Origin of the sequence: Enterobacter soli ATCC BAA-2102, assembly GCF_001654845.1 — a bacterium.
Lineage (GTDB): Bacteria > Pseudomonadota > Gammaproteobacteria > Enterobacterales > Enterobacteriaceae > Enterobacter > Enterobacter soli.
The window spans coordinates 85,694-100,104 of sequence record NZ_LXES01000038.1; the positions used below are offsets into that span (position 1 = coordinate 85,694).

Annotated in this window: 10 protein-coding genes; 5 read left to right on the forward strand and 5 right to left on the reverse strand. The window is 54.4% G+C overall.

Features of this window, described 5'->3' with window-relative positions; translation table 11 throughout:
- Positions 1-10: 10 nt before the first annotated feature.
- From clpA to M987_RS12995, 3 genes are all read left to right on the forward strand, one after another.
- A complete protein-coding gene (gene clpA / locus M987_RS12990; protein WP_014069560.1) occupies positions 11-2,290 on the forward strand; it encodes an ATP-dependent Clp protease ATP-binding subunit ClpA in 2,280 nt (759 codons plus the stop codon).
- A 622-nt stretch (positions 2,291-2,912) separates the two neighbouring features.
- The gene (locus tag M987_RS24665) at positions 2,913-3,122 is read left to right on the forward strand and encodes a hypothetical protein (protein ID WP_128738896.1); all 210 of its coding nucleotides are present in this window, start codon (positions 2,913-2,915) and stop codon (positions 3,120-3,122) included.
- Positions 3,106-3,555, forward strand: a complete 450-nt coding sequence (locus M987_RS12995; RefSeq protein ID WP_014069561.1) for a hypothetical protein — start codon at positions 3,106-3,108, stop codon at positions 3,553-3,555. Before M987_RS24665 ends, M987_RS12995 begins: the two co-directional genes overlap by 17 nt.
- A gap of 70 nt (positions 3,556-3,625) precedes the next feature.
- Here M987_RS12995 and infA read toward each other — a convergent pair whose 3' ends face one another.
- The 5 genes from infA to trxB form a co-directional block, all read right to left on the reverse strand.
- The gene (gene infA, locus M987_RS13000; protein WP_002211347.1) at positions 3,626-3,844 is read right to left on the reverse strand and encodes a translation initiation factor IF-1; all 219 of its coding nucleotides are present in this window, start codon (positions 3,842-3,844) and stop codon (positions 3,626-3,628) included.
- A 284-nt stretch (positions 3,845-4,128) separates the two neighbouring features.
- The gene (gene aat, locus M987_RS13005) at positions 4,129-4,833 is read right to left on the reverse strand and encodes a leucyl/phenylalanyl-tRNA--protein transferase (RefSeq protein WP_014069562.1); all 705 of its coding nucleotides are present in this window, start codon (positions 4,831-4,833) and stop codon (positions 4,129-4,131) included.
- Between the two features lie 46 nt (positions 4,834-4,879).
- Positions 4,880-6,601: a heme ABC transporter ATP-binding protein/permease CydC gene (gene cydC, locus M987_RS13010; RefSeq protein ID WP_014069563.1), complete on the reverse strand. Its 1,722-nt coding sequence runs from the start codon at positions 6,599-6,601 to the stop codon at positions 4,880-4,882.
- The gene (gene cydD, locus M987_RS13015) at positions 6,601-8,367 is read right to left on the reverse strand and encodes a heme ABC transporter permease/ATP-binding protein CydD (RefSeq protein WP_014069564.1); all 1,767 of its coding nucleotides are present in this window, start codon (positions 8,365-8,367) and stop codon (positions 6,601-6,603) included. The genes cydC and cydD overlap by 1 nt, the downstream gene beginning before the upstream one ends.
- Before the next feature lie 114 nt (positions 8,368-8,481).
- A complete protein-coding gene (trxB, locus tag M987_RS13020; RefSeq protein ID WP_041162025.1) occupies positions 8,482-9,450 on the reverse strand; it encodes a thioredoxin-disulfide reductase in 969 nt (322 codons plus the stop codon).
- Between the two features lie 544 nt (positions 9,451-9,994).
- Here trxB and lrp point away from each other — a divergent pair.
- The gene (lrp, locus tag M987_RS13025) at positions 9,995-10,489 is read left to right on the forward strand and encodes a leucine-responsive transcriptional regulator Lrp (RefSeq protein ID WP_000228469.1); all 495 of its coding nucleotides are present in this window, start codon (positions 9,995-9,997) and stop codon (positions 10,487-10,489) included.
- 135 nt (positions 10,490-10,624) lie between these two features.
- Positions 10,625-14,320, forward strand: a complete 3,696-nt coding sequence (locus M987_RS13030) for a DNA translocase FtsK 4TM domain-containing protein (RefSeq protein WP_014069566.1) — start codon at positions 10,625-10,627, stop codon at positions 14,318-14,320.
- Positions 14,321-14,411 lie beyond the last annotated feature (91 nt).

The window sequence follows — 14,411 nt, forward strand, 5'->3', positions numbered from 1 at the left end:
GGAGGTGCCTATGCTCAATCAAGAACTGGAACTCAGTTTAAACATGGCTTTCGCCAGAGCGCGTGAGCACCGACATGAGTTTATGACCGTCGAGCATTTACTGCTCGCACTGCTTAGCAACCCATCCGCCCGCGAAGCGCTGGAAGCCTGCTCCGTGGATCTGGTGGCGCTACGTCAGGAACTCGAAGCCTTCATCGAACAAACCACACCGGTGCTGCCAGCCAGTGAAGAAGAGCGCGACACGCAGCCGACGCTTAGCTTCCAGCGGGTATTGCAGCGCGCGGTCTTCCACGTCCAGTCTTCCGGGCGTAGCGAAGTGACTGGCGCTAATGTGCTGGTTGCCATCTTTAGCGAGCAGGAGTCACAGGCTGCCTATCTGCTGCGCAAACACGAAGTCAGCCGACTCGACGTGGTTAACTTTATCTCTCACGGAACGCGAAAAGACGAGCCTAACCAGGCATCGGATTCCAGCAATCAGGTCAATAACAATGAAGAGCAAGCAGGCGGGGAGGATCGTATGGAAAACTTCACCACCAACCTTAACCAGCTTGCTCGCGTTGGCGGTATCGACCCGCTGATTGGCCGCGATAAAGAGCTGGAGCGCGCGATCCAGGTGCTGTGCCGTCGCCGCAAGAACAACCCGCTGCTGGTGGGTGAGTCTGGCGTGGGTAAAACTGCGATTGCCGAAGGTCTGGCCTGGCGTATTGTGCAGGGCGATGTGCCGGAAGTGATTGCCGATTGCACGATCTATTCGCTGGATATCGGTTCGCTGCTGGCGGGCACCAAATACCGTGGCGATTTCGAAAAACGCTTCAAGGCGCTGTTAAAACAGCTTGAACAAGATACCAACAGCATTCTGTTTATCGATGAAATTCATACCATCATCGGTGCAGGTGCGGCCTCTGGTGGGCAGGTGGATGCTGCTAACCTGATCAAACCGCTGCTCTCCAGCGGCAAGATCCGCGTGATTGGCTCCACGACCTACCAGGAGTTCAGTAACATCTTTGAGAAAGACCGTGCGCTGGCGCGTCGCTTCCAGAAAATCGATGTGACTGAACCATCCGTCGAGGAAACGGTGCAGATCATCAACGGCCTGAAACCGAAGTACGAAGCGCACCACGACGTGCGTTACACCGCGAAAGCGGTACGTGCGGCGGTAGAGCTGGCGGTGAAATACATCAACGATCGTCATTTGCCTGATAAGGCGATCGATGTGATTGATGAGGCGGGTGCGCGTGCGCGCCTGATGCCAGCCAGCAAACGTAAGAAAACCGTTAACGTGGCGGATATTGAGTCTGTAGTCGCCCGTATCGCGCGTATCCCTGAGAAGAGCGTTTCTCAGAGCGACCGCGACACGCTGCGTACGCTCGGCAATCGCCTGAAAATGCTGGTCTTTGGTCAGGATAAAGCCATTGAGGCCTTAACTGAGGCTATCAAGATGGCCCGTGCCGGACTGGGGCATGACCATAAGCCTGTCGGTTCCTTCCTGTTCGCAGGCCCGACCGGTGTGGGGAAAACCGAGGTGACGGTTCAGCTTTCTAAAGCGCTGGGCATTGAGCTGCTGCGTTTTGACATGTCTGAGTACATGGAGCGTCACACTGTCAGTCGTCTGATTGGTGCGCCTCCGGGATATGTGGGCTTTGACCAGGGCGGCCTGCTCACCGATGCGGTCATTAAGCATCCGCACGCGGTACTGCTGCTTGATGAAATCGAGAAAGCGCACCCGGACGTGTTCAACATCCTGTTGCAGGTGATGGACAACGGTACGCTGACCGATAACAACGGGCGCAAGGCGGACTTCCGCAACGTGGTGCTGGTGATGACCACCAACGCCGGGGTACGTGAAACCGAGCGTAAATCCATTGGGCTTATCCACCAGGATAACAGCACCGATGCGATGGAAGAGATCAAGAAGATCTTTACGCCGGAATTCCGTAACCGTCTGGACAACATTATCTGGTTCGATCACCTGTCGACTGAGGTGATCCATCAGGTCGTGGATAAGTTCATCGTTGAGCTGCAGGTTCAGCTGGATCAGAAAGGCGTGTCGCTGGAAGTAAGCCAGGAGGCCCGCAACTGGCTGGCTGAGAAAGGCTACGACCGTGCGATGGGAGCGCGTCCAATGGCGCGTGTGATTCAGGACAACCTGAAGAAACCGCTGGCGAATGAGCTGCTGTTTGGTTCACTGGTGGACGGCGGCCAGGTGACGGTGGCGCTGGATCAGGCGAAGAATGAGCTGACGTACGATTTTCAGAGTGCGCAGAAGCATAAGCCTGAAGCGGCTCACTAAATTAAACGTTGAACTTAAAAACCGGGCATTTGCCCGGTTTTTTTATGCCAGCAAGGTAAAAGCAAAACGGCAACGGCGTTGTCGTTTTTAGTGTTTGTTCCTTCTCCTGGTGGGTTGAGGAATCCCCACAAAATACGAGCACGGACAGCTCCCTCTCCTTTTTGGGGAGAGGGCTGGGGTGAGGGGGAACATACGGCTGTGGTGGTTATTCCGTTCACTTTATGTTCCTTGCTACTCTGTCACCACATTACCGGTGAACGTGCCAGGGTAGCTCACCGCCGCTACCCTGGCGACCCGGGCTCCCGGCAAGAAAATCGCCGCTTCGCGGTGACCCTCAGCGTTTGCTCCAGGCTAATCGGGGACGGGCGGATGAAACGTCCCTGTAAAGCCGCCCTCGCCGCGCATCCATGTGCGTCGCCCCGGCCTTCCGTAAACGCTTCGGCGATTTTCAGCCGGACCAGTGTGTCGCTGTTAGCCCATATTTCATTGGAAATAAGCCATCGCTGAAATTTTGCGAGGCGCTTTCCAGTTTCTCTCGATGATGATTGCTGGATAAATTTACAGTAATAAAATGGCGACGCACCTGCAAAATCAGGTGTCAGGATTGGCGTCCTGAAAGTGTGTGAGCAGTATTATTGCTGCGGGCTTCGTTCGCCCTATGGAAAAGGGTATCATTCTGCATCTGGCGGGCGAATCGGAAGCTTCTTTTGAAGCGCCAGTAACACACACTGGTACGCCAATTCCTTTTCGTCCGCCGCCAGCGAATCTGGCGTTTCCAGCGGTGGTAAATTCAATGTGTGTGAAGGAATTACCCAATGAATACAGAACATAATTTCTCCCAGCTCTACACCGAACTCTCCCTCAACCCCGATCTCACAACCCTTGCCGAGCGCTGCAAACTACTCACAGAAATTCTTCTGGACTGCAAATCACTTCCGCAGACTCAACCCGTTTGTCGTTGTCTGGGGGCGTACCTCGAGGAAGTCAAAACCGGACTCACAGAATCAATGCGTGATTTTCAGGTGGTGGAATTTGAGGCGGAAGAAGAACTGCCGGGCAAAAAAGAGTGGCTACTGGAAGATACGGAAACGAAGTGTGATTACTGCCGGGCTCTGAATCATGTGCTGCTGATTTCGCATTTTGACCACGATATGTTGCCGTATCTGACGGGGTTGCTGCATGACATGGCGCATTCAATGGCCGGGGATTTAATCATGCCATTGCAGCCCAGGATGACAATACGTCTTCCCGTGCATCAACACTAAGTTCATTAAATAAAAAAGGCCGGGATTACCCGACCTTTTAAATATTCATCTGCCATTACAGGCGAAAAAATTAGCGACTACGGAAGACAATGCGGCCTTTGCTCAGGTCGTACGGGGTCAGTTCAACAGTCACTTTGTCGCCCGTTAAAATGCGGATATAGTTTTTGCGCATTTTACCGGAGATGTGCGCAGTTACCACGTGACCGTTTTCCAGCTCTACGCGAAACATGGTATTAGGCAACGTATCAAGTACGGTACCCTGCATTTCAATATTGTCTTCTTTGGCCATCTAATCCTCTGGGGTATCACTACCAAGTTTTGAACCGGCAAGATAATGCCGAAATTCATCAATTAAGTAAAGAATTGCGCGTTTAAAACGCAGCAAAACAGTTTCGGCGCATTGCCCAAGCGTCACGGTACAACCGAACGAGAAACGCATTCGTAAAGGGGAGACAACAGGATAAACGTCAGGACGTTATCTGAAGCGAGGGTCCCAAACGGCGGCGGGGCAACAGGCAGAAGCTACTCTGCGGCGTAATTATAACACCCTCATAAAAAATATGCGGAAAACATTTAGGCATTGGGCAGAAACAGCGTTCTTGGTACCCAGAAGTCGCGCGGGAGCGTCTCCTGACGGTAAATATCCAGATGCTCAATGTAGTCGCGACGGGCGATTTCAACGGCGCCAAGCGAGGCGGTATGCTCATTAAGCACCTGGCAATCCATCAACTGTCCACCGCGGTTGGCAAACTCCTGGCAGAAAACCAGCAGCGCCGTTTTCGAGGCATTCACCGCCCGGGAGAACATCGACTCGCCACAGAAGAGTGTTCCTTGCGCCACCCCGTACATACCGCCAACCAGTTCGCTTTTATCCCAGACTTCGATGGAATGCGCATAACCCAGCTCATGCAAACGGTGGTAAGCGGTAATGATATCCTGGGTGATCCATGTCCCTTCGTGACGATCGCTGGCGCATCCTTCAATGACCTGGCCAAAAGCATGGTTGAGGGTCACGCGGTAAGGCGATTTGGCGTGAAATCGCTTCATGCTACGGCTGAGGTGAAAATGCGCAGGCCACAGCACGGCACGCGGATCGGGCGACCACCACAAAATGGGGTCGCCCGGGGAAAACCAGGGGAAGATCCCGCGCTGGTATGCCATCAATAGCCGAGCAGGGCTGAGATCGCCGCCTAATGCCAGCAATCCGTTGGGCTCACGTAGCGCACCTTCCGGGGACGGGAACGCTATATTATGACGAGAAAGCTGGACCAGGCGCATGACAGCAGAACTCCAATACGCGAGTTAGGATCGGTTCAAATATAGTCTACAGACGCTGTTTAAACTGGTAGTAGCGACCCTGTTTCGCTAACAGTTCTGTGTGACTACCTTGCTCAATAATGTGACCGTTGTCCATCACAATTATCTGATCAAAACTCGCCAGTCCGCGCAGACGGTGTGTCACCATAATCACCGTTTTACCAACCATAGCATTGGCCAGCAAATCAAGGATTTGGCTCTCTGTCGTGGCGTCCAGTCCTTCGGTTGGTTCATCCAGCAACATCAGTGGCGCATCGTGCAGTAATGCTCGTGCAATCGCCAGTCGGCGTAACTCCCCTCCAGAAAGCTGACGACCACCTTCACCCAGCCAGCTATTCAGACCGTCATCTTCGAGCAACTTGTGCAGCCCAACACGTTCAAGCATTGCACTCAGTACGTCGTCACTGGCTTCGGGGGCTGCCAGACGTAAGTTCTCACGTAACGTGGCACTGAACAGGTGCACGCGCTGCGGCACAACGCTGACGGTCTTACGCAGGGCGTGCTCGCTAAATTCGCGTAGCGGTACATCGTTAAACAAAATGTTCCCGTGCTGCGGATCCCATGCGCGGGTTAACAGCTGTAACAGTGTTGATTTACCACAGCCTGTCCGCCCGAGCAGCGCGATACGCGCACCGGCAGGGACCGACAGATTAACGCCTTCCAGCGCGTTCTGCGTTTGCCCGGCATAGGCGAAGGTGATGTCCTGGAGCTGAAGAGCAACCTGCGCCGGAACGGTAGTTTGCTGCGCATGGAACTGTACTTCTGGCTCTTGTTCAGTGATTTGGGTAATACGTACTGCGGAGGCGATAACCTGCCCGAGATGCTGGAAAGCACCAGTGACAGGTGCCAGCGCTTCAAATGCTGCCAGCGCACAGAAGACAAACAGTGCGATGAGCGCACCAGGCTGCGTATTGCCACCCACACCGCCGGATGCCATCCACAGCATTGCCACGACGGCAAAACCACCAATGAGCATCATCAGAGCCTGCGAAAAGGCCGTCAGTTCAGATTTCCTGCGCTGGGCTTCATGCCAGTTCAGCTCTGTGCTTTCCATCCGGGCGCGGTAGCGCTGGCTGGCACCAAAGATAGTGAGTTCAGCTTGTCCCTGTAACCATGATGTCAACTGCTGGCGGTATTCCCCGCGCAGACGCGTCAGGTTTTCTCCGGTTGGCTTGCCTGCGCGATAAAACAGCGGCGGCAGGAGGAAAAGCGTCAGCAGCATAATGCCGCCCAGCGTCAGAGCGATAGGGACATCAAGCGTACAAAGCCCAAGGGTAACCACCACAATCACCACAAACGCCCCCACCAGCGGGGAAATCACGCGCAGGTAGAGATGATCCAGGGTATCGACATCTGCGACCACGCGGTTGAGTAATTCACCCTGGCGAAAACGCGCCAGCCCGGCAGGGGAGAGGGGCAGTAATTTGCTGAAGGTGTAAATACGCAGATGTTGAAGCACACGGAATGTCGCATCGTGGCTGACCAGACGCTCAAAATAACGTCCGGCTGTACGGGTAATCGCCGCACCGCGTACGCCCGCAGCGGGCAGCATATAGTTAAAGCTGTACAGCCCGGCAACGCCCACCACCGCAGAGGCCGACAGGAACCAGCCGGAAAGCGTGAGCAGTCCGATGCTGGCAAGCAGAGTCACAATCGCCAGAACAATCCCGAGCGTCAGCATCCATTTGTGACGTTTATACAGGGCAAGATAAGGGAGCAGGGCGCGCATCAGATATCCTCCTGACGGTTAGCCAGCAGGGTGGCAAAGGGCCCCTGCGCAGCAACGAGAGAGGCGTAATCGCCTTGCTCGACAATATGGCCATTCTCCATGACCCAAATCTGATCCCAGTCGGTGATACCTTCCAGCTGGTGCGTGACCATGAGTGTGGTTTGTTGCAATGATGCTGCGTCCAGGGCGTGCATCACCCGTTGTTCGCTGTGAGCATCAAGGCTGGCCGCGGGTTCATCCAGCAGCATTAACTGACATGGATTAAGCAATGCGCGGGCAAGGGCAACACGCTGAGCCTGACCGACGGATAAACCTGCCGCCTGGTCGCCTACTACCGTATCAACACCTTGCGAAAGCAAAGGCAGAAACTCACTGACCCACGCACGGTCAAGAACCGATTGCAGCTCATCTTCGCGCGCATCAGGGCGTGCAAGCAGCACGTTCTCACGCAGAGTGGCGGCAGGTAATTGTGGATTCTGCCCCACCCAACTGAGTTGTTTGCGCCATGCATCAGGGTCAAGCTCGCGCAGTTCGGCATGATTAATTCGCAGCGACCCGGTATACGCCATAAAACCTGATAACGCATTCAGCAGTGAGCTTTTACCTGAACCGCTGGTTCCAACCAGAACAACGCGTTGACCCGCCGAAAGCGTAAAGTTCAGCGGCCCGGCCAGCACCTTACCTTCAGGTGATAAAACAGAGAAATCGACTGCTTCAACGGTAACCGGCTCTTTGCTGTTCAGCGTAATTTCACCGCGCTCCGGGTGAGCAAGCGGCGTTTCAAGGAAAGTTTTCAGGCTGTCAGCGGCACCTACGGCCTGTGCTTTGGCGTGGTAAAAGGTACCAAGATCGCGAAGCGGCTGGAAAAACTCAGGCGCTAGGATCAGGGCAAGAAAACCGGCTGAAAGCGTAACGCCAGTGCCGTAATGGCCAAAATCGAGTTCGCCAAGATAAGAGAAACCAAAGTACACCGCCACCACCGCAATCGACAGGGAGGTGAAGAATTCCAGTACGCCGGACGACAGAAACGCCAGACGCAATACTTCCATTGTCCGCTGACGGAAATCCTGCGACGCCACACGGATATTTTCGGTTTCGGCTTCACCGCGGCCAAAAATACGCAAGGTTTCCATCCCGCGCAGGCGGTCCAGGAAATGGCCGCTTAAACGGCCAAGCGCCAGGAAGTTGCGGCGGTTTGCATCTGCCGCGCCCATCCCCACCATCGCCATAAACAGCGGAATAAGTGGAGCGGTACAGAGCAGAATAAGGGCGGCAACCCAGTTAGATGGGAAAATGGTAGCCACAATCAGCAGCGGCACGCATACGGCCAGTGCCATCTGTGGAATATAGCGCGCGTAATAGTCGTGCATATCGTCAATCTGCTCAAGGATAAGCGTCGCCCAGCTTCCGGCAGGCTTGCCCTGTATCCATGCGGGGCCCGCTTGCTGGAGCCTGTCGAGCACCTGGCGGCGAATTTCGAAGCGTATATGCTGTCCGGCGTGGAACCCGACACGTTCACGCAGCCAGACCACCCAGGCGCGCAGAACAAAGATCAGGACTAATACGATAAAGGGCATCAGAAGCGCTTCGCGCGGGATGTTCTCCATGATCATATGATTGAGAATGCGGGCCAGCAGCCATGCCTGGGCAACAATCAACAGACCGCTGATAAGTCCCAGCAAACGGGAAATATTCAGCCAGCGGCGGGAAATAACGCTTTGCTTTTTAAGCCAGCGAGTTAACTCTTGTTGACGGGTTTTTTCCATTGCGTACTTTGCAGGTGACGTTATTAGAAATTGGGCACGGCAATGTTACAACGGAGAGACAATAAAGGCGACTTATCGCCGCCTTTATTTACGTTTGTTACTGACTTGTAAAGATTATTTACCTGTTTCAGCCAGCCCATCAAGGTAACGTTCAGCGTCCAGCGCGGCCATACAGCCGGTACCGGCAGAGGTGATCGCCTGACGATAAATATGGTCCATCACGTCACCCGCAGCGAAGACGCCCGGGATGCTGGTTTGGGTCGCGTTGCCGTGAATACCAGACTGCACTTTAATGTAGCCGTTTTCCAGCTCAAGCTGGCCGTCAAAGATAGCGGTATTCGGGCTATGGCCGATAGCCACAAACAGACCCGCCACTTCCAGTGATTCTACGTTGTCGGTGTTCTGCGTATCGCGGATGCGCAGGCCAGCAACGCCCATCTGATCGCCCGTAACTTCTTCCAGAGTGCGGTTGGTGTGCAGCACGATATTGCCGCTCGCCACTTTATCCATCAGACGTTTGATCAGGATCTTCTCCGCGCGGAAGGTGTCGCGGCGATGAATCAGGTGCACTTCAGAGGCGATGTTCGCCAGATACAGCGCTTCTTCTACTGCGGTGTTACCGCCACCGATAACCGCGACTTTCTGGTTACGGTAGAAGAAACCGTCGCAGGTTGCACAGGCAGAAACGCCACGGCCTTTGAACGCTTCTTCAGACGGCAGTCCGAGGTAACGCGCAGAAGCACCTGTCGCGATAATCAGCGCATCACAGGTGTACTCACCGCTGTCGCCTGTCAGGCGGAACGGACGATTTTGCAGGTCAACCTTGTTGATGTGATCGAACAGAATTTCGGTGTCGAATTTGGTCGCATGTTCGTGCATGCGCTCCATCAGCAGCGGCCCGGTCAGGTCGTTCGGGTCGCCTGGCCAGTTTTCTACTTCAGTCGTGGTGGTCAACTGACCGCCTTTTTCCATACCGGTAATCAAAACCGGTTGCAGGTTAGCGCGCGCAGCATAGACGGCCGCGGTATATCCCGCAGGTCCAGAACCAAGAATTAGCAGCTTACTGTGTTTGGCCGTGCCCATGAGATCCCCATTGTTGTTGGCAGACATTTGGCAGGATTGTAGGGAATTTGTTGCCGTAAAAAAAGAGCGCAGCAATTTTGATATCGATATGTGCAATAGACGCTGGCGATGGATTGAGCGCTATAACATAACGCTTTCTACTGAAAACCGGTCGATTATAAGGCAATAAAATGAGGATTAATGGCCAGTCGTTATGAATATCCGGCATGTTGTACTAAAAATCGATGTTTTGCTTTGACAATCCCCTGCGCTTTTGCGAAAACATTGAAGGAAGAAAAAAACCGCGTTAACAGTGTGTCGCATAGACATGCACGTAAATGCCATTTTTACCGGGTCAGTGAAATCTACGCATGGTGTGGACAGACGCCATACGTGATGTCGGTGGCAGCCATTTCAGGCACCGGTCTTCTTACCGTAGAACCCGAATCCGCATCGCGCATATTACATAATCAGGCGATGTGATGAATAACGGGTACAGGCTCTGAACAGTGATGTGCACAGGGTCCAGGCAGGAGTAGGGAAGGAATACAGAGAGACAATAATAATGGTAGATAGCAAGAAGCGCCCTGGCAAAGATCTCGACCGTATCGATCGTAACATTCTTAATGAATTGCAAAAGGATGGGCGTATTTCCAACGTCGAGCTTTCAAAACGTGTGGGACTTTCCCCGACGCCGTGCCTTGAGCGTGTGCGCCGACTGGAAAGACAGGGTTTTATTCAGGGCTATACGGCTCTGCTGAACCCGCATTATCTGGATGCCTCACTTCTGGTATTTGTTGAGATTACTCTGAATCGTGGTGCGCCGGATGTGTTTGAGCAATTTAACGCCGCTGTACAAAAACTTGAAGAAATTCAAGAGTGTCATCTGGTTTCCGGTGATTTCGACTACCTTTTGAAAACCCGTGTGCCTGATATGTCCGCCTACCGTAAGCTGCTGGGTGAAACCCTGCTGCGTCTGCCAGGCGTGAACGACACCCGTACTTATGTGGTGATGGAAGAGGTCAAACAGAGCAATCGTCTGGTTATTAAGACGCGCTAACACGGAACAGGTGCAAAATCAGCGTAGTTTGATTACACTCCTGTTAATCCATACAGCAACAGTGCCGGGGATACCCGGCGCTGTTGTCCGTTTTAGCAAACAGGCAGGACATGCCTGATACCTGGAGAGCCTTTCTTGAGCCAGGAATATACTGAAGACAAAGAAGTCACACTATCGAAGCTAAGCAGCGGACGTCGACTCCTTGAGGCGTTGCTGATTGTTATTGCCCTTTTTGCCGTCTGGCTGATGGCAGCCTTACTCAGTTTCAACCCCTCAGATCCGAGCTGGTCGCAAACCGCATGGCATGAACCTATCCATAATTTAGGTGGCACGCCCGGCGCCTGGCTTGCGGACACCCTGTTTTTCATCTTCGGTGTCATGGCCTATACCATCCCGGTGATCATCATCGGTGGCTGCTGGTTTGCCTGGCGTCATCGTCAGAACGATGAATACATCGATTATTTCGCGGTTTCGCTGCGTCTGATTGGCGCCCTGGCGCTGATCCTGACCTCCTGCGGGTTGGCGGCGATTAACGCCGACGATATCTGGTATTTCGCTTCCGGTGGGGTGATTGGCAGCTTGCTGAGTACTGCACTGCAACCAATGCTGCACAGCAGCGGCGGCACCATCACGCTGCTCTGTATCTGGGCGGCGGGGTTAACACTGTTTACTGGCTGGTCATGGGTGAGCATTGCCGAAAAACTCGGCAGTCTGATCCTTAATATTCTGACGTTTGCCAGCAACCGTACCCGTCGTGATGATACCTGGGTAGATGAAGACGAATACGAAGATGAGGACGAAGAGGATACACCTCCAAGTCAGCATCGAGAATCTCGCCGTACGCGTATAATGCGTGGCGCGCTGGCGCGCCGCAAACGCGTGGCCGAAAAATTTGCTAATCCGTTAGGGCGTAAAACCGATGCCGCACTCTTCTCCGGCAAACGCATGGATGACGATGAGCAGGTTGAATACCGTGCCGCGGGTACTCCTGTTGACCCTGATGATGTGCTCTTCTCTGGCAGTCGTGCCATGCCGGGTGATTACGACGAATATGACCCGTTGTTAAATGGTCATTCAGTTACCGAACCTGTCGCGGCAGCAGCAGCGGCAACGACAGCCGCTCAGGCCTATGCTGCGCCTGTTGAGGCAGTCATGCCTTCCGCGCCGGTGTATGAGCCAGAGCCTGTTGTCCAGCAACCTGCGGTTGAGTGGCAAGAAGCGCCTGTCATTCCTGCGCATCAGCCGGTCATTGCCCCTGAACCGCAGAGCTATGCGCCAGCACAGCCGCAGGAACAGTGGCAGCAGCCGTACCAGCCAGAACCGGAATACGCGCCACAGCCGTACGCAGAGTATGACGCGCCGGTGTCTCAGCCTTATCAGGAATATGCGCCAGTTGAGCCTGCTCAGCCGTATGTTGAGCCACAAGCTGAACCACAGGTTGAAGTGGAAGAGGTCAAACCGACTCGCCCACCAATGTACTATTTTGAAGAGGTTGAAGAACGCCGCGCGCGTGAGCGCGAACAACTGGCCGCCTGGTATCAGCCCGTACCGGAACCGGTACAAGAACCCGTCACCAGAGCTCCTTCCGTTTCGGTACCGCCAGTCGATCCGACACCGGTTGTTGCACCGGTGGCGGAAAGCGTGAAGCACGCTACCGCGGCGGCGGCAGTGGCTGCGCCTGTCTTTAGCCTGGCATCCGGTGGCGCACCGCGTCCACAGGTGAAAGAGGGTATTGGCCCGCAGCTTCCTCGTCCTAATCGCGTGCGTGTTCCTACCCGCCGCGAGCTGGCGTCCTATGGCATCAAATTACCTTCTCAGCGTATGGCTGAGGAGAAAGCGCGTGAATCTGAGTATGAAGATGATGCCGATGAGATGCAGCAGGATGAGCTGGCACGTCAATTTGCTGCACAACAGCAGCAGCGTTATGGCGAAGAGTATCAACACGAAGCCCGGCCGACTCATGTTCATGAAGAAGATGAAGATGACGCAGCCGAAGCAGAGTTAGCGCGCCAGTTTGCTGCCACTCAGCAGCAACGCTATTCCGGTGAGCAGCCTGCGGGAGCAAATCCGTTCTCGTTATCTGACTTCGAATTCTCGCCAATGAAAGATTTGGTTGACGATGGCCCGAGCGAGCCGTTATTCACCCCAGGCGTGATGCCTGAAACGCAAACTGCGTACCAGCAGCCTGCACCTGCACCGCACGTGCAGCAGCCAGCGTCACAGGCTTATGCGCAGCCGCAACAGCCTCAGCACGCGCCGCAGTTCCAGCAGCCACCAGCACAGCCGAAGGAAAGTCTGATTCACCCGCTGCTGATGCGCAACGGTGATAGCCGTCCGCTGCAACGCCCAAGCACGCCGCTGCCGTCGCTGGATCTGTTAACGCCGCCTCCGTCAGAAGTTGAACCGGTAGATACCTTTGCGCTGGAACAGATGGCGCGTCTTGTGGAAGCGCGTCTGGCTGATTTCCGCATTAAGGCGGACGTAGTGAACTATTCCCCAGGTCCAGTTATCACCCGTTTCGAACTGAATCTGGCGCCTGGTGTTAAAGCCGCGCGAATTTCTAACCTGTCTCGTGACCTGGCGCGCTCGTTGTCGACCGTTGCGGTGCGTGTGGTAGAAGTTATCCCGGGTAAACCTTATGTCGGCCTGGAACTGCCAAATAAGAAACGCCAGACCGTCTATCTGCGTGAAGTGCTGGATAACGCCAAATTCCGCGAGAATCCATCACCGTTGAGCGTGGTGCTGGGTAAAGATATTGCAGGCGATCCAGTGGTGGCTGACCTCGCGAAAATGCCGCACCTGCTGGTGGCGGGTACGACGGGCTCGGGTAAGTCGGTCGGTGTGAACGCCATGATCCTGAGTATGCTCTACAAAGCGCAGCCGGAAGATGTGCGTTTCATCATGATCGACCCGAAAATGCTGGAACTCTCTGTTTATGAAGGTATCCCGCATCTGCTGACGGAAGTGGTCACCGACATGAAAGACGCTGCTAACGCCCTGCGCTGGAGCGTTAATGAGATGGAGCGTCGCTATAAGTTAATGTCGGCACTCGGCGTACGTAACCTGGCGGGGTATAACGAGAAGATCGCTGAAGCAGTACGTATGGGGCGCCCGATTCCGGATCCTTACTGGAAGCCGGGTGACAGTATGGATGCTCAGCATCCGGTGCTGGAAAAACTGCCTTATATCGTCGTACTGGTAGACGAATTCGCTGACCTGATGATGACCGTCGGTAAGAAAGTCGAAGAGCTGATTGCCCGTCTGGCGCAGAAAGCGCGTGCAGCCGGTATTCACCTTGTACTGGCGACGCAGCGTCCATCCGTGGACGTTATCACTGGTCTGATTAAAGCGAACATCCCAACGCGTATCGCGTTTACCGTATCGAGTAAAATTGACTCGCGTACCATCCTTGATCAGGGCGGCGCAGAATCGCTGTTGGGTATGGGTGATATGCTCTACTCCGGCCCGAACTCCACCTCGCCAGTACGTGTTCACGGTGCATTCGTCCGCGATGAGGAAGTTCACGCGGTGGTACAGGACTGGAAAGCGCGTGGTCGTCCGCAGTACGTGGATGGCATTACCTCTGACACTGAAAGTGAAGGCGGTGGCGGTGGCTTTGATGGTGGTGAAGAGCTGGATCCGTTATTCGATCAGGCGGTTAACTTCGTGACTGAGAAACGTAAAGCGTCCATTTCCGGGGTGCAGCGTCAGTTCCGTATCGGTTACAACCGTGCGGCCCGCATCATCGAGCAGATGGAAGCGCAGGGCATCGTGAGCGAGCAGGGGCATAACGGTAACCGTGAGGTGCTGGCTCCGCCGCCGTTTGATTGACCCTTCACCGATTGAAAAGAAGGGTAAATCAGCAAAAATTAAGCATTTTCTTCTGTCGCCTGCCTGCGGGCAGGTTCACAATAGACGACAG